This is a genomic window from Microvirga arabica (assembly GCF_016811235.1).
Taxonomy (GTDB): Bacteria; Pseudomonadota; Alphaproteobacteria; order Rhizobiales; family Beijerinckiaceae; genus Microvirga; species Microvirga arabica.
In genome coordinates this window covers 135,222-151,620 of sequence record NZ_JAFBID010000004.1, presented here as the reverse complement: position 1 = coordinate 151,620, position 16,399 = coordinate 135,222, and the positions used below count along the sequence as shown (strand labels likewise).

The window sequence follows — 16,399 nt, the reverse complement described above, 5'->3', positions numbered from 1 at the left end:
CCTGTTGACGTGGTTAAGGCTTTGTTGCCAGGGATAAGCGCTTACCGCGCGTCAGTCAGGGCGCTCGTGTTGGCAGCATGATCAGCAGCGCCTGATCTTACCTTCACAACCCTCCACCTTCTGGAGAAAAGGTGCCGTAGGTTCCGTGTGCGTAGATCAAGGGCTTTGCGACAGCCTTGGAAGCAACTCCCACTACAGATCCAAAGAACACACTGTGGGCGGTCATGTGCACAACCTCGGTCACATGGCAGTTGAAGCTGACGACCCCTGGTGAAGAATGTCCCTTTGGGTAGAGCGATGGTGGTCTAAAAGACAGTGGTCACTCCCGTCACTTGACCCATAGTTTTGTAACTTCCTGCCTGACTCCTGGTGTCACGTTGGTGTTTGCGGGCACGCCGTTACCGGCGTGCCTCATTGCGCAGCAGGGGCGTGATCCGCCGGACAGTGACGCGCCGGTTCTGGCGTTCCGGCTCGTGCGTGTTGATCTTCAGATACTGCTCCCCGTAGCCCTGCGTCGTGAGGTTCTCAGCCGGGACGCCGAACATCTCGCTTAGAAGAGACGCCACGGTCTCGGCCCGCCGGTCTGACAGCGTGAGATTGTCAATGTCGCTGCCCACCGCATCCGTGTGCCCCTCGATCAGGAAGACCTCACTGGGATTGCGCTCAATGGCTCGGCGCAAGGCTTGCCCCACCCCGGTCAGGGCTCGTGCCTGTTCCTGCGAGAGTTCCCAGGAGCCGAAGTCGAAGGTCACGGTGTCGACATCCACCCGCCGGACCCTGTCACGAAGGGCCGGGCTCTGGCGCACCTGATCGAGCGTGTAGGAACGCTCGATCCGCTCCACTGGCGGAGCCGTGAAAGCCTCGTACAGGTCCTCCTGGCTCGCCTCCTCGACCTCGACGACGTACCTTTCGCGCGGGATAGTGATCTGAGGGGGCGGCAGAACAATGGTCTCCTCGACAAGGGTTCGGTCACGGCGGCTTGGGGCCGCATTCTCAAACAGGATCACCTCACGCCCACCGGGCTCTCGCCTGAGCCGGCGCAGAAGGTTGCCGTCAGGGTCACGGATCGTAACGATCTCGACTCCGTTTGGACGGCGGACGATCGTCACATCGTTCTGGCCGCGCCGCTCGCGCCGGACCTGCGCGTCACCATAGGCGCGCCGGAAGCGGTCCGTCTCGTCATGGCGGATGATGTAGCGGTCTCCCTCGCGCACGATGACGCGGTCCTGCTCCTCAATGATGGTGCGGCGCCCACCCTCTTCAACGCGCTCGCGCCGTAATGCCCGAAGTTCTTCCAAGCGCAAGTCGCGCCGGTTCTCGAACCTTGGTCTTACGTCCCCACGCGGATCGGGGTCTCTCCGGCTGTCCTCGGGTGCGAGGTCTGGCTGCTCCCGTTCACGCTGTTGCTGGCGCTCTTCATCCCGCTGGCGCTCCAGTTGACGGTTGAGCCGCTCCTGCTGCTGGCTTCTCTGACGCTCCTGTTCTCTTAGCTGCCGGTCCCGCTCGCGCAGTTGCTCCTGCTCCAGCCGCTGCTGGCGATCCTGGCGCTCTTGGATCCTCTGCTGGAACTCTTGCTCCTGCCGGCGTTGCTGCTGACGCTCCTGTTCTTGCCGGCGCTCAAGTTGACGCTGCTGTTGCTCACGCTGTTGCAGCTCTTGTTGCCGCTGGCGTTGCAGTCGTTCCTGGGCGCGCTGCTGCTCCTCGCGCTGTTCGCGTTCCTGATCCCTCTGGCGCTCGCGCCGACGCTCAAACTGCTCTCGCTCCTCATCCCGTTGTTGACGTTCCTGATCCCGCAGGCGGTCCTGTTCCTGACGACGCTGCTCGCGTCCCTGTTCGCGTTGCTGCTCCTGGCGCTCTTGGAGCCGCTGGCGCTCACGTTGCGCTCGCTCTTGCTCCCGGCCCCGTTCGTCATCCTGTCGTTGGCGCTGTTGGTCCTGTCTGTCGCGCTCGCGCTGCCGCTCTTCCTTGCGCTGTTGACGGTCTTGCTCCTGCCGGCGCTGTTCTTGTTGTTGCTGCCGGCCCTGCTGGTCCCGTTGCCGCTCCTCACGCCGCTCACGTCGGTCGCTCTGTCCTCCGCTTCGGTCATCCTGGTCGCGCCGGCGCCTTTGCTCGTCCGGCTCTTCAGCCTGCGCCAGCACGGGGCCAGCTCGATCCACCGGACGGAGCGATCCGTCGCGCCACGTCGCACTTTCATGGATCGGCATGTCAGCAAAGACAGGTGAGTGAGGCTGTGCACCAGCTCCAAAAGTTACGAGCGGAACGGCGGCACCGGCAAACAGGAGGCGGGCCAGGTGCTTGCGTGTCATCGAGGAATCACCATGAGAAGAGCTTTGATCGATCAGAGGCTAGCAAGAGCCTCCAGCACCAGATAACAGCCTGGATAGGCTCGCTTACTTGTCGTCAAACGAGCAGTTCTCGGATGTACGAGAAGTGAATGAAGATTCGGACCGGACAATCTTCTCAAGGATCAAAGAGTCCTCTGCTCGCCGCACCTCTGGTCGCAAGTGTCTCAAGCCGGTTAGCCTGAAGCTCGGCAACCCCCTCTGGGTTTGTCCGTGCTGGAATTTCGCCGACTGTGCGAGGCTTCGAAGGAATGAGATGCTGCTCCACAATGTGGCTCATGTGAGCAAGGGCGGCCTGGACTTCGGGAAGATCAGAGTCGCGGCTGGCCACGAACTCGTGTCGGCAGAGTCGGCAGACGAGCTCTGAACCGAACTGAAGCTTACGAAGCCGGACCTTAAATGTCTGTTGGCAGTCGGGGCAGGAGATGTCGATCCGAGTGCTCCAGAAGTCTACATGCACAACGCGTTCTCCTGTCCTGCTGCAGAGGCTTGAGCCCACGTGAACAAAGCTCACCAAGCCTGTTGGTGAACCTGCACGGGCCGAGATGCGGAGCCGTTAACCGGCGGGGTGACCATGCCACGATCGATGGCTTGCGCCAGCACGGCCGCAATCGCAGCTTTCTCCCCTGCCCGCATACCGCTCTCGTCAGCTGATGCCGCAGGAACCGTCAGGCTACGGATGTCGAACCGGAAGGGATCAGAGGCGTAACGTCCGTCCGGAGAGGTGGTGAAGATGTGGGATGAAGGTGGGTAGGTGGAGGGATCGTCAAACTGAAAGGTGCGGTAGACCGTCACCCCTTCATATTCCAGGAACGCTTCAGGAGGCGTGTTGTCCGTAGCCTGAGCAATCATGGTTAACCCTTCCCTATTGTTCAGCTTGGAGAGCACCTGTTTAGCTATAATAGGGGCAGAAATGCGACAGAATGCGAGCGCCTGTGTTCTTTGCCAGCGCTCCACGGCTTGTCCATGCATTCGCGAGTGTTGTGTCGGACACACCGAGGGTGTTGAAGCAGAAATTGCCAGCAGGCTGGATATCGCTACATTGAGATCAAGTGGGAAGCCTAAGTCATCATTGGTGCGAGTGCCGAAATAGCGAAGATAGCCACAAGGGCAAGGACGATGGCACGGCGGATCAACGGTCACTCCTTCATTGTGGAATTTGAGGCAGCCTTTTGCAGGTGCCGATCCTCGGGCCACAGGTCTATCGCCGCACCAGGACGACGTACTCACCCTCGATGACAAGACCGCGGCGTGGCTGCCGCGCCGCTTGGCGCAGCACACGCCTGACGTACAGATGGAGGGCGAGGCCCACAACCAGAGCCAGCGGCAACAACAAGATCATCGCCGACATCGCCACGAAGAGGACAACCACCCCAACCGCCCCCAAGATGGTCAGCCGGGCAACGGCACTCCAGAAGCGATGTGCCCCCAGGACATCCCTGAGATCCCTGAACGAAGCCCACATTGTAGCTTTCCTTTTCCTGCGAGATGCATGCCTTAAGGCAGGGTGCAGCGGAACGCTATCATCCACGTCATGAAACACGGATGATCGGAGCATTACGATTCCGTCATGTCGCCTGGTTGTTCATTGTCATTGGCCTCGGCTGTGACCATGTCCCTCAAGTCATGAATGATCTTGCAATCGCCACCGAGACATCGGGCGCTCCCATCCGAACAGCCCCAGGCGGCGTGATACGTCGCGTGGGGGTCGAAATCGAGTTCATGGGGCCGAGCGCGCGAGTCGCTGCCGGCTTCATTGCGCGCGCTCTTGGTGGCTCCATTGATGCGGAAGACGCTCACGCCTTCAGGATCAGCGGCACCCGTCTTGGTGACATGAGGATCGAAACGGACCTCCGTTACGTGCATCCCCAACGGCATCCGACCCTCGGGCTGAGGCTGGGCCACCGGGCGGCCGCATGGCTCGGCACGGTGGTGTCCCCGTTCGTGCCGCGGGAACTCGTCACAGCACCGTTGCCCACTCATCGGCTGCCGGAGCTGGATGGGCTCGTTGACATCCTGCGGAATGCTGGAGCGCACGGAAGAGGAGCGGTGCTCCTGGACTCGCTCGGCCTCCATTTCAACATCGATCCGCCGCGCCTCGATGCGGCAACGATTGCTGCTTTCCTGAAAGCCTTCCTCATCGTGAGCGACCGTCTCCGGCGGGACATCGCACAAGGAAGCAAGCGACTCGCCCGCGCCCTCCCGCCCGATTACCCGCAGGACTACGTCAGGCAGGTGCTTGCTCCTGACTACTGGCCCGACCTGCCCGATCTGACTATGGATTATCTGGCCGCGAACCCGACCCGGGACCGGGCTCTCGACCTTCTGCCGCTCCTTGCCTACCTCAATGACGAACGGGTCCGCTCCGCGCTGCCTCACGAGAAGATCGGCGCCCGTCCGGCCTTCCACTATCGCCTCCCGCAAGTGCACCTGAGTGACCCGGAGTGGAGCATCATGCCAGACTGGCATCGCTGGCTTGTCGTGGAGGGGCTCGCGTCCGACCCGGAAAAACTGCGCACGATAGGCAGCTCCATGTTGCCGTGAACCCAAGTTTGCTGATTCCAATACCGCAACGTCAGCGCACAACCCTGAAAGGCGGCTGGCCGTTCTGGCATTCCTACCAGGTGTAGCCTCGGGTGCAACCGGCGGAGTGGGGTCGGTATCCAAGCGGATGAAGATCCCCTAGGGCCAAGCGGAACCGCCGCTTGACTGGTGGCCTGCAAACAAATGGATTGATGAAGGAGTTGCGACATCGCAGGAACCCCAAGACCAGAATGTCCCGTATCGGAGGAGCTCGACATTCCTGGTCCTTTGCCTGAGCTTCCGGAACTTGATCCCGTCCCAGAGGATGAGAGCCCTGCAGACGAAAAGGGTTCGTCACCGGACGATGTACCTCTCGCGCCACCGCCGGGCCCCCAGTAAAAACAACAGCATCCGGATCGTTGAGGAGCTCATCTCTCTATGGAGGTCCTCCGATCCGATCTACGACTGGCGTCGGACAAGAATGCCTCGTTGTCGACCGCGGGGACGCCTGGGCAGAGTGTAGACAGGTGCAGAGCTCCGACACTGGCTCATTCTCGCTCCAAGACTATTGGCTTGGTACGAGATCGTACCTTAGATCAGGTTTCCTCGAACCCTGCGCTTTGTTCGTTGTTCCTCCAGTGTACTGACGCAAGTGAACACTCGAAGATCGACACGTTCAGTTAGCTCCAGCAGGCCGTGCTCTCTCGGGCACTAGCTCACACGTGAGGCACGATGCCTTTACAAACATTCGCTTGATACTCAGGATCGAGCGGGAGCGGCAAACGCTCATTATTTCTCGATTGTGCCGAGGTCGACATGTCAGCGCGCCTCCCTGATGATAGCAAGCACATCTATCACACGTGTTTTCAAGAAGCGCTTGACCAGCTTCGGTCCGAGCGGCGCTATCGCGTCTTCGCAGACATCGAACGGCTGGCGGGCCGTTATCCCCAGGCCATCTGGCACTCCCCGGATGGTCCGCGCCCCATCACGGTCTGGTGCTCCAACGACTATCTCGGCATGGGCCAGAACCGGGACGTGACCCGCGCCATGGTGGAGACGGCCTGGCGCCTCGGTACCGGGGCCGGCGGCACGCGCAACATCTCGGGCACCAGCCACCCCATCGTCGAGCTGGAGGCGGAGCTGGCCGACCTGCACGGCAAGGAGGCGGCTCTTGTCTTCACCTCGGGCTATGTGTCGAACCAGACCGGCATCTCCACCCTGGCCCGGCTGATCCCGAACTGCCTCATCCTGTCGGACGCGCTCAACCACAACTCCATGATCGAGGGCGTGCGCCAGTCCGGCTGCGACAAGGCGGTGTTCCGCCACAACGACCTCGACCACCTGGAGGAACTTCTCCGGGCCGCCGGCGACCGGCCCAAGCTGATCGTGTTCGAGAGCGTCTACTCCATGGATGGCGACATCTCCCCGATCCATGCCATCTGCGATTTGGCCGAGCGTTATGGCGCCATGACCTACATCGACGAGGTCCATGCGGTGGGCATGTACGGCCCCCGCGGCGCCGGAATCGCCGAGCGTGAAGGCGCCATGCACCGGATCGACGTGATCGAGGGCACGCTCGGGAAGGCTTTTGGAGTGATGGGCGGGTACCTGACCGGCACCAAGGCCGTGATGGATGCCATCCGCAGCTTCGCACCGGGCTTCATCTTCACCACTGCCCTGCCGCCGGCGGTCGCGGCGGCCGCCACGGCCTCGATCCGGCATCTCAAGGAATCCTCCACCGAGCGCCAGCAGCAGCAGCGCCAGGTTGCCCGCACCAAGGCAGTTCTGGCCGGCGCCGGCCTGCCGGTTCTCGACACGGTCACGCATATCGTACCGGTCATGGTGGGCGATGCGGAGGCCTGCAAGGCAGCCTCCGACCGCCTCCTGGAGAAGCACGGCATCTACATCCAGCCGATCAACTACCCCACCGTGCCGCGGGGCACGGAGCGCCTGCGCATCACCCCCGGCCCGTTCCACTCCAACGCCCATATCGACGCCCTGGCTGCGGCCTTGGTCGAGGTTTGGAGGAAGCTCAAACTCTCTCCTCCGCTACCATCGCGCCGATCGGCTTAAATTGGAACAACGCACTGTACCGGGCAGCAATGGCGTTCCACGCGCGCTATGCCTAGCCTTTCCGCAATCTTGCTGACTCGAATGTCCCCGCACAAGGAAGCGACGAGAGCGCAGAACTCCCCGAGAAATCTGGCTCAGGGACGAAGCTCCGAAAGGTCTCGTATGTCTCTCGTCCTTCTTGGTTTCCCAGAGCTGAGAACCTCGGCATTCCCAAGCCACTTGCGAGCCGCTTCGAGTGTGCCGAAGGTATGTTCCAGCTTTGTAAAAGGATGGGGCCTCTCTCCAGACGGCAGGTCAGCCAACAACTCTACTCTCCATTCTGCCTCCCTGCTGTCGTCGTCGCGGACGACGACAGCCACGACGACACCGTTCAGGAGCACATCGTAGCTTCCGGGCGCCAATCGAGAAAGTGTGTACACCATTTCTTGCATCTCCTCTTCGCCTTCGGATCTGCATTGCACCGCTAGATGACCTCTTTGGCTTGAAGCCAGACGACTGCGAAAACCGTTCAGACATGCCATGTGATGGAGTATGGATGCGGGGTCCGGTCCTGTACAGAAGCGCATGTCGTTAAGAACGCCGTCGTGCCCGCTCCCTGCCGGGTATGATGTCTCTTCACCCCTGCTGGAATTTTCGGTGAATTATCGTGGGTGGCGCTGGTCTGTTCGGGCTCAGCGATATCGTCCTTCTCCCTATCGTCTAGCTGGTGCACCTATGCTCAAAGCGTCGAACAGAATGCCGAGGCCAGTCGTTCCTAGGTAAAGCGAACGATCTGCTCGTTGCCTGTACGGAGCTGGACCATTTCGCTCTGAAGGGACGGCATCATAGTAGGCCAGAAGCCATTCCTACTTACGTTCAAGTGATGCCTGCAAAGTCTGCGATTTGTGTTTGTACAGGCAAGTTGGTTCCCTGCTCCGCGTCGGTGGAGCATAGGCTGCACCTAGACGTGTGGGGGCGGAAATCGACCTGTCAGGCAGTGTCTCAGCCCTCCAATCCTTCGGGGCCCTCAATCCTCCTTGGAGTCTGCCTTCTTGGGCGCAACGTGTTTCGGCGAGTTCGGCTGTCCTGGCAGGCACGCTAGGGAGGTGCGGTTCCCGACCACGCTCTCGCCCGGCAATAACCTATCGTCCATAGCGCGGCGCTGGGGACCGACCTTCTCAGCTCTTGTAGACGCCAACCCGCACCCTCACGACCTCAACATCCTGTCGACCGGGACCGCATTGGCCCTTCCGAAGGACCCTCATGAGAACGAGGCGTCCCGGACCAGATTTGTGGCAGAAACTCATGTCATCACAGTCAAGCTGTCAGTTCTGAATTCGCGAGGGCAGATCACTATCATGGAGCCGAATCTGCCGCCGCAGCGCCTATCAGGATCGAGGGCGGCACCAGCCGCTCGCCGAAGCACCAGGTGCGCTTCCGGCGAATGCACGCTACGCGGCAGGAAAGCTTCGCTGGCGCTGTTCCACCGGCCGGCACACCACGATGAACTATGTCCCCGAGCGTACTCTTCTTAGGGTATGGGCGAGACTTAAAGGAACACTCCCGCAGCCCCTATGTTTGCCATGAGAGTGACTTCGCCAGCCCGAGATTTGGAAACTGAATTCATGCTGCCCCTTACCGAGGGTGGCGAGCGATCTTGCGGGTATGCTGGTTCAGATGCGATCAACGGCGCAGGATGGCGCTACGGGACCGAGATGATGTCAACGCTGGTCGAATTCAGGAGACGAAGATGCCATTGCTGTCAGATCCATTCTGCCGCCGGCCTCTCGGGTTGTTCCTTATCGCCGCGTCGCTGGCCGGCCTCCTAGAGGTATCTGGCGCTGTGAGAGCGCAGATTTTTGAGGGCTGTGAAGGTAGGACGACTAGGGTTCCTGGGTTCGACACTGACATCACGAGTGGATTGCACGGTTGAGGCGCCTTCGTTGTCTCGCCTCGGCCCTCACTATTGTCGCGAGCCTCGTCGGCTGGTCCGCGCCAATGACTGCGGCTGAGACGGGCAACTTGGATCAGCTCCGGCAGAAAGCTCTCGAACTTGTCAACAGGGAGCGGCAGGAACTCGGATTGGAGCCCCTCTCGCTCGGGCCGGCTCTGAACGAGGCGGCTCAGAGCCATGCACAGGACATGCTGCAGCGAAACTACTACGCCCATACATCGCCGCAGGGTAATACGGTCGCCGACCGCTACTCCAAGGCCGGCGGCAGCCGTTGGCACGTGATCGCAGAGAATATTGCACGTTGCCAGGGCTGCCCCTCCCCGCCGACGGAGGAAAGCGTCGCGAAGCTGCATAGGGGTTGGATGAACAGCCCACCGCATCGCGAGAACATCCTGCGGAGAGGTCTGGATCGGTTCGGCTTCGGCATCATAGCTGCCCCCAATCAGGCTCTCTATGCCGTTCAGACCTTCGCGGGGGCCGGCACACCGAGAGAAGTGCAGCCAGGTGGAGCGTCCATAGTGACAGGGGCCGATGACCAGACCGCTCTAGCACTCCAACAGATCAACAGAGAGCGCAGTGACAATGGCCGTAGGCCCCTGGAGGCCGATCCGACCTTGGCCCGCGCCGCTTCGAAGCTGGCGCCACAAGCCGACCAGGACATGTCGAATTTTGATCTACAGGGTCGTCTCTCAGCTGTCCTGGCCGCTGATGCACCCCGCAACTGGCAATCCTTGGCCGCAATCCTTGGCCGCTGTGGGGGGTGCGGCACGGAGCCGACCGAGGGAGACATTCGGCATTTCGTGGGACAATGGCTTGAAGACCCGGGCTATAGAAGCCGCCTCCTGAGCCGCGATTTCACTCATTTCGGGCTTGCGCTTGAGACGAACGGAGACGGGCTCAAGACGGCATCCGCCGTCCTGGGACAGAGGCGGTGAGGTCCAGCCCTGCTTCTAGGCACCAATTGAGAGCGTGTCCACGGCATAATCTCCACCTCCTCTTCAATATCGAGCCGAACTGCACCAACGCGCAAAATCCACGTTCAGAGCAAGGAGATTGCTGCCTCAGAAGGTGAATAACCCGCCTGCCCGGTGGCGTCTCAGACCCCTGCTCGGGTTGGCAACCGTGCAGATCCATCATCGCACACACCCGTATGCTACGGTGATAAACATACACGTTGCATCCTTCACCTAAGACACTCTCCACGCTTCAATAATTTCCCTGAGTGGCACAAGAAGGGCACGGTGCTGCTGCATATTGCCACCTGTGGCGTTGCAAGGCGGGCTGAAGTGGCAAGTGCTGGCCAACAGCGCATGAGGTAAAGCATAGAAGCCTTCCTAGCCGCTTGTTGTTAGCTGACGCTGCCAAACTCTTTCTTGGCATGAAGGCTGCCGGACTGCTTGGCTCCGAGCGCAGTACGGGTGTGTACCGGGAAGCGACATCTCCACCGGCCGTCGCCGGAGCATCTGCCGCATCTACACGTTCCATCAGCAGTGGCTGTGTGCATTTCTTCAGTCGGAAGCAGCCCTTTGTCATGAAACACGAAGATCCTCGCACTCGATGCGACGTTCTCAATCCAATGGAGTTAAAGCATGCGCGAACTCTCGCTCAAAGTATCAGCGGCTTTGGGCCTCCTGGCACTGCCTGTCGCCGCCCATGCACAGCAAGGTCAGGGGGCATCGAAGTCAACGCCCGCACCAAAACCTGCCGCGGAAGCAGTGAAGCCTGCGCCTCAGCAGGGCCTCTCCCTCATCTCGAAGGATGCAGCGGATAAGGTTAACCTGATCGGACCTGATGTGCTGTATAAGGGTTGGCGCGCTGCGGCGTTGCTCGATGAGGACGTTTACGGTCCTAAGGGCGAACAACTCGGTGAGGTCGAGAACATCCTGGTCGGCCCCGATGGAAAGATCACTGCGCTTGTTGTAGTTGGCGGTGGATTTCTTGGTATCGGTGATGCGGCATTCCGCGTACCGTGGAACAAAGTTGACATGACCGCCGCACAGGACGGGATCAAGGTTTCGCTGACTGAAGAGCGGGCAGAGGATCTCGGTCTCTTCGACGGACCAAACTGGGTCGCTACTGGCCCACGGGAGTGGCGGGTGTCCGAGTTGATCGGGGACTACGCCCGCCTGCGGAATGGTCTCGGCTTCGGCTACGTCACCGATGTTGTGTTCAGCCGCGACGGGCAACTCATGGCGACCTTGGTTAACCGGGATGTCGCTTACGCCGCGGGCCTATATGGCTATCCGTACTACGGTTGGGGTTATGGTTGGTATCCGACGCTTGACTACTACGCCTTGCCCTACGACAGCCCGGAGCTTGCTGCGGCAGCCCCGACTGTGGACTATGACAAGTTCAACGACGACGTCCTCTGAACAAGAGGCATCCGGGGATTGGTGGCAATCCCAATCCCCGGTCAACGCATCTTTCTAGTCATTGCGGCCCTGAGTGGCGTTGTGGCTGGCGTATTCCTTGTAGGGGCGAGCACACGTGGGAAAGATGCCTCCCTAGAGGGGGATGGTCGCGGGCCCTTGAGGCATGCTCCATGGAGAGCGACAGTTGGAGTGACGGGAGGGAGCAACTCACCCCCTGCTCCAAAACCCTCCACACGCTATTAGCGCCGTCCCTTTCGGAACCCGTCGCACGGGCTGCCAGCCCCCATAGATGCAGCAGGCTCTGTGAAGTGCTTGCGCCGTTGCATCTGCATGGGCGTTCGTCCCGGCGAGACCTTTGCAGCAAGCCCACTTGCAGTTACGGCCGGCGCCGGATATCTCCAGTCTTGGTTGCAGATGCGTCGTAGCGCGGGACGGCAACGGGTTCAGAGCTCTGGAGCGACCGGTACACTCCGCCGTCTGCAGGGACTGCAGGCATCGCAAGAAGATCCTGCTCTCCAATTCCGGGTAGCAGCAGCCTGCCACCATCCAACGTCATGCGCTCTAGAGGTATAGCCACCTGCTTGTTCCCGGGCCAACGAGGCCCACGGTATGTCATGAGCACATAAATGCGCTGATCCCTGCCCTGCGCCAAACGGTCGACGTAGCCCACCTGCTCACGCTTTTCATTGAACACATCCATTCCTGCGAACTGTTCGGCCCGAAGACTTGCATGCCCCGAAGAGCGGGTTTGCAATGTCGCCCCGGTGTCGACGCAGGCCTGGTAGCGACTACCCTGCCGATATACGCGCATTTTCTGGAGCGCTTCATACGCCTCGGCAGGCGCCATGCCTTCGAGTGCGCTGATGAGCCGATCACACTCTATGCGCCCCTGTTCACTCTGAGCATAGCCAAGGCTCATGAATGCTCCTGCGAGCGCGGTGATCGCCAGTGACCCGACCAAGATGCGCTTTCCCATCGAAATGCCTCCTCCGAAGATCCCCATGGCCCCGGCCAGAGGACGACTGTTTGATGCACGTGATCCCTCACTCACACGTGGAGGATGGTGGTGCTCTTTTGTGAAGAGCAAGACGCCTGATGGATCGTTCCCTTTGCGCCACTGCGCTAGGTACGCTCGCGGACGATTCTCCAGTCAGAGGAAGGAGCGAGATGTTACTGGGCGAGGAGGCTGCACCCAACCCTCGAAGAAACGGCGGTCCAGCGTGACGACACCTGTGCGTTCTCGCCCTGACGGTCGAACGACCAACGGCGTCTTCTATCATTCCACGCTGGTGTGGAACGACTGCACATGACGATTGATCGCCTGCTGGGGACCGCTCTCATACCAGATACTGCCCGGCAACTCCCACCTCCAAGTCAAATCGACGAGGGCACGATGCCGAGGGGCAAGGCACAATCATGACCGTAGCCGGCGGCCCATCCGGGAACCTGTGTGCTGTGATAGCAATTGGGGCCTCGACATGTCGAGGGAAAGGCGCCGGATTGATCTCAGCCGCATGTACTGGCGCGGCAACGACTTACTGCTGCACACCACGACCAAGGCAGAACTCGACGCTCTGCCGGAATGGAAGGAGGATTGGGTATGTGGAGCGCGCCCATGACGATGAAGACCGAAGCGATATTGGAGTATTGGGACTTGGCACGAGTGCCATCGAGCTACGTTACGACCCATCGAGGCGGCCGCCAAGCGGGCAGCAGGCGTTGTCGGGACGAAATCAGTCGAGTTTGTCGCCGACTTGGGTGGCACACACTTGGTACAAACCCAGGCGGAGCATAAGAGTGAGATGCTGCTTCTGAAGCAGGGAGGTGCTCACACGACGGCTGCTCTTTTACTGCGTCCTTACCTTTGGTGATCCGTCCTTTAATGGATCCTCACTCGGAGGATGCAACGTTCGTGAGCGCCTCGTGAGCGCCGGTCACGGCCTGGACCCACTTTCCGCATTGGCAGCATGGACAGCTTGGGAACGTTGCGCCTGGAGCGAAGGACGCTGCATAGCCGCATTCCCAGCAGGTGTAGCAGCCGCCGATCAAGACAGTCTCCCTTTCCTTGTAAGTGCGCAGCGGTCCCTCTACGCTCTCAGGCAGCAGGGGCAATCCGGCTCGTGCGCGGGTGGGTGGTTGCCGGAAGACGCTGATCTTGCCGCTCGGCTCCAAGTAGGCCCTTTCAACATCTCCGAGTTGATCGACTCCAGCACTTCTCAGCGTCTCGAACAACTCCTGCCGGGCGATACCCTCCCGTCTCATCACCCTGAGGTCCATGATACCGTCTCGCACAAGACGGACCGCGTCTGCTGAGACGAGTTCCTCCGCATGCTTAGACCGCTGCGTCAGATGCGCCACGCCACGGGTCAGAAACACGATACCAGTCACAGCAACGAGGGCGTGGAGCAGCGGGACATTCGGATAGAACATCGGATCGCCGACAGCAGAGCCCAGAGCGATTATGATGACGAAGTCGAAGGGAGCGAGTTGTCCCATCCCCCGCTTTCCAATCGCGCGGACCACGAACAGAGCGTAGGAGTAGACAATCGCTGTCCTCAGCACGATCTCGGCTAGGAAGAACCAAGACATTTCGCCAAGGAGAATTCGATGCAGATCGAAAACGTATTCTCCCTTCATAATGTCTCCTTCAATCTATACTAACTCGATCCTGAACACCTCCGAATAATTCCAGCTGCTCGTCCGCAACGGCTCGGTAGACGTTTCGGGTCGTTCCGGCATCGGACGGACCGCGGTACCCTGACGGGTCCAATGCAGGAAGGGGTCAAGTCTGACCACGGAACTCAAAGTGACCCAGATCCTAGGTTAGTGATGTAAAATAACAGACAGCCTCATGTCATGGGTTCGCACCGAACCTCTCACTTCGGGTCTTCTGCACGTTCTTAAAAACATCAAAGACGAGTTTATCCACTAAGCCTGCCTTAGGATCCGGGCCGCGTCGATGAATTGAAGGAATTCAGTACGATCGACGACCATCCGCCGAGTGTCCGCCGGCTAGCCCGATTGACGAGACCGGCAGGCGGAAGCAACGTGGGGTTGGTACTACGGAGGCGATAATGCCCGATCATTCGCACTCAATGGATGAGGCGCTCAGCCAACGCGCAGTCCATCAACAGGATGAGCAGATGACGGAGCTGGATGTCTTGATCGACCGTCTGAAGACTCTCAATCGATGCTCAGATGATCTCGTGCATGCCATTTGCCACATGATGGACTAGCCCTGACAAGGGGCTAGCGGCGCCGGCCTGATCGAGCGGAAAGCGTCCTTACCCGAACGGCTCCAAACCGGGCGGAGTGCTGTCTAGCGTGGAATACCCAGCTTGCAGCCGCAGCAACCGCTAACAACAGTGGCAACCAATTCTGTATTACGAACTCTTGCATCTTGCGCTCCGTGGATTGTGCTCGTGCCGAGATGTGCCCGCACACGGCTCTCATGGATATAAAATCCAACTGGCCGTGCCGGGGTTAGTTCGCAGGGTTGAGCTGAAGCTCCCTAGAGATCATGTACGGCAGTGGACGGAGTTCGGGCACCCACGTATGGTCTGACCCGCGCGATACTAGAACCGTGATTTCTCGCCGCCGTTAGCTTTAGGAAGCCACTCGGATCCTAGGAGTTCGTCATGAGGCCCAATCTGGTTCCAATTTGTATCCTTTCAACGCTCCTGATGTCCGACGCTACTGCGCAAGAGCCATCAACGGTTGCTCCAACCCTTCCGGCAGCCAGCGAGCAGAGTGCCGGGTTCGCCGGACCACTAGTTGCACCTGGACCAATTCACTTCTTGCCTCGACGCAATCCTTGGGTCGTGCGGGCCTCGGATCTCCTCGGCGAAAGGATCTACAATCCAAACGGCGAGGATGTTGGCGAAGTTGAGGACGTTCTCATCAACCGGAATGGCCGGATTGAGGCTCTTGTGATTGAGGTGGGCGGCTTCCTCGGCATCGGCGAGCGCCGCATCGCTGTTTCTCCGCGGGCCGTTCGACTTGATCCACACGAGATGACTGCAACCAGTGGTACTGTTCCGAGTGTTGGGCTATCCCCGGAGACACAAGGTGCGGCAAGAGCAAGAAACGACCACAGGGTCAGCAAGGCGATCGTACCGGAAAGGATGGTATTAACGCTATCGGTCGACCAACTTCGAAGTGCGCCAGCGTATGTCGACGAATAAAGGGCAAGTCGTATGATCTGAAACGTCGGTAGTGAGCGATGATCATTCGATGCAGATTGAGTAGGTTACCGAAGCAGTTATATTGAAGCAGCCGCCTATCTCCTGACCGTAGGCTTCCTGCTGGTAGAAGCGCACTACGAAGGAAACGAGGCCAGTTGGATGGGGCCCATCTAACAGGTGTCCTTTGAGGGATGGACAGGGTACGGCCGTTCTCCCGTTTTTCCGTGCGACTGGGTGCGACCAGATCGTAGACTGTAGTTGGCAACGGAACGCAAGCCGAGGGGCGTCGCACAGCGCAAGGAAGATGACATAATCGTAATCGGCCGGACGAGTGGTCGTAATACAATGGTTGCTATTCAGTGCAATGGAGTTGTCATCCTGCCCGTTAACATCTGCATTGGGCATATGCATGCTAGCATTGGAGCCGGAAGTTCAATCGGCGCGGCTGCGGCAACGCTTCCGAATCAGTCGTCCGGCTATGCCCGAACTGTGAACGCACCGGCAGGGCTTATAAGCTTCAGATCGCACTTCTTCAGGAGGAGGTCAGTAATGTCGTACAAACAAGACGAACTGTCGCGACGCACGGATGCATTCACTCCCTGTCCCCACCGGATTGAGTGTGAGTTGATCAGCGCCTATGTTCGACTTGAGGTTACGCTCTCCTGCCCCGATGGCTCGCGAACAGTGGCGCTGGCCGGTGCGAGGCCGCTCAGGGTGCGTCTGACCGAGTTGCCACGGGGACGTATTCCTTGACGATGCCATCGTTGTGGCTCGAGATTTTCTCGCCGGAGGGAGAGACCATAGACGGTTGCGGGTGCTTCAACCTCGGGGAGGCTGAGCTGACGGGCGCAACTCGGGTCATCATGGATGCCATCAAGGAAACAGCAAAGGCGTAACCGTTCAAAGGGCCGCGGTTAATGTGAGCATGTCAACAGCATTGCTAAGGTCCAGCCAGATCAATGGTGGCCCTGA

General features: G+C 59.8%; 14 protein-coding genes. 8 read left to right on the top strand and 6 right to left on the bottom strand.

The genetic code is table 11. The features are described from left to right. Positions 1-398: 398 nt before the first annotated feature. Complete coding sequence (locus JQC81_RS32930) at positions 399-1,304, bottom strand: OmpA family protein (RefSeq protein WP_246520205.1); 906 nt, start codon at positions 1,302-1,304, stop codon at positions 399-401. Positions 1,305-1,511: 207 nt separating this feature from the next. Between JQC81_RS32930 and JQC81_RS32925 the strand changes: the two genes are divergently transcribed. Next, a complete protein-coding gene (locus JQC81_RS32925; RefSeq protein ID WP_246520204.1) occupies positions 1,512-2,222 on the top strand; it encodes a hypothetical protein in 711 nt (236 codons plus the stop codon). Positions 2,223-2,852: 630 nt separating this feature from the next. Here the strand turns inward: JQC81_RS32925 and JQC81_RS03735 are convergent. Beyond that, positions 2,853-3,485, bottom strand: coding sequence for a hypothetical protein (locus JQC81_RS03735; RefSeq protein WP_203270374.1), 633 nt, complete (start codon positions 3,483-3,485; stop codon positions 2,853-2,855). A 58-nt stretch (positions 3,486-3,543) separates the two neighbouring features. Next, positions 3,544-3,807, bottom strand: coding sequence for a hypothetical protein (locus tag JQC81_RS03730; protein WP_203270373.1), 264 nt, complete (start codon positions 3,805-3,807; stop codon positions 3,544-3,546). 161 nt (positions 3,808-3,968) lie between these two features. Between JQC81_RS03730 and JQC81_RS03725 the strand changes: the two genes are divergently transcribed. Both JQC81_RS03725 and hemA read left to right on the top strand, forming a co-directional pair. After that, positions 3,969-4,886, top strand: a complete 918-nt coding sequence (locus tag JQC81_RS03725; RefSeq protein ID WP_203270372.1) for an amidoligase family protein — start codon at positions 3,969-3,971, stop codon at positions 4,884-4,886. Positions 4,887-5,681: 795 nt separating this feature from the next. Next, positions 5,682-6,938: a 5-aminolevulinate synthase gene (gene hemA, locus JQC81_RS03720; protein WP_203270371.1), complete on the top strand. Its 1,257-nt coding sequence runs from the start codon at positions 5,682-5,684 to the stop codon at positions 6,936-6,938. 134 nt (positions 6,939-7,072) lie between these two features. Here the strand turns inward: hemA and JQC81_RS03715 are convergent, their stop codons facing one another. Further along, positions 7,073-7,360 carry a hypothetical protein gene (locus JQC81_RS03715; RefSeq protein WP_203270370.1) on the bottom strand — a complete coding sequence of 96 codons (288 nt, stop codon included), beginning with the start codon at positions 7,358-7,360 and terminating at the stop codon, positions 7,073-7,075. 1,486 nt (positions 7,361-8,846) lie between these two features. On the opposite strand from JQC81_RS03715, the gene JQC81_RS03710 reads away from it, so the two are divergent. Beyond that, positions 8,847-9,806 carry a CAP domain-containing protein gene (locus JQC81_RS03710; RefSeq protein ID WP_203270369.1) on the top strand — a complete coding sequence of 320 codons (960 nt, stop codon included), beginning with the start codon at positions 8,847-8,849 and terminating at the stop codon, positions 9,804-9,806. Between the two features lie 654 nt (positions 9,807-10,460). Next, positions 10,461-11,243, top strand: coding sequence for a PRC-barrel domain-containing protein (locus tag JQC81_RS03705; protein ID WP_203270368.1), 783 nt, complete (start codon positions 10,461-10,463; stop codon positions 11,241-11,243). Positions 11,244-11,619: 376 nt separating this feature from the next. Here the strand turns inward: JQC81_RS03705 and JQC81_RS03700 are convergent, their stop codons facing one another. Next, positions 11,620-12,219, bottom strand: coding sequence for a PRC-barrel domain-containing protein (locus JQC81_RS03700; RefSeq protein ID WP_203270367.1), 600 nt, complete (start codon positions 12,217-12,219; stop codon positions 11,620-11,622). Between the two features lie 502 nt (positions 12,220-12,721). Between JQC81_RS03700 and JQC81_RS03695 the strand changes: the two genes are divergently transcribed. Next, on the top strand, positions 12,722-12,862 hold the full coding sequence (locus JQC81_RS03695; RefSeq protein WP_203270366.1) for a hypothetical protein: 141 nt from the start codon (positions 12,722-12,724) through the stop codon (positions 12,860-12,862). A 271-nt stretch (positions 12,863-13,133) separates the two neighbouring features. Here the strand turns inward: JQC81_RS03695 and JQC81_RS03690 are convergent, their stop codons facing one another. After that, a complete protein-coding gene (locus JQC81_RS03690) occupies positions 13,134-13,880 on the bottom strand; it encodes a DUF421 domain-containing protein (RefSeq protein WP_203270365.1) in 747 nt (248 codons plus the stop codon). 437 nt (positions 13,881-14,317) lie between these two features. Between JQC81_RS03690 and JQC81_RS03685 the strand changes: the two genes are divergently transcribed. Together JQC81_RS03685 and JQC81_RS03680 are read left to right on the top strand one after the other, a co-directional pair. Beyond that, positions 14,318-14,479: a hypothetical protein gene (locus JQC81_RS03685; protein WP_203270364.1), complete on the top strand. Its 162-nt coding sequence runs from the start codon at positions 14,318-14,320 to the stop codon at positions 14,477-14,479. Between the two features lie 402 nt (positions 14,480-14,881). Continuing rightward, a complete protein-coding gene (locus JQC81_RS03680; RefSeq protein ID WP_203270363.1) occupies positions 14,882-15,427 on the top strand; it encodes a PRC-barrel domain-containing protein in 546 nt (181 codons plus the stop codon). Positions 15,428-16,399: the final 972 nt, after the last annotated feature.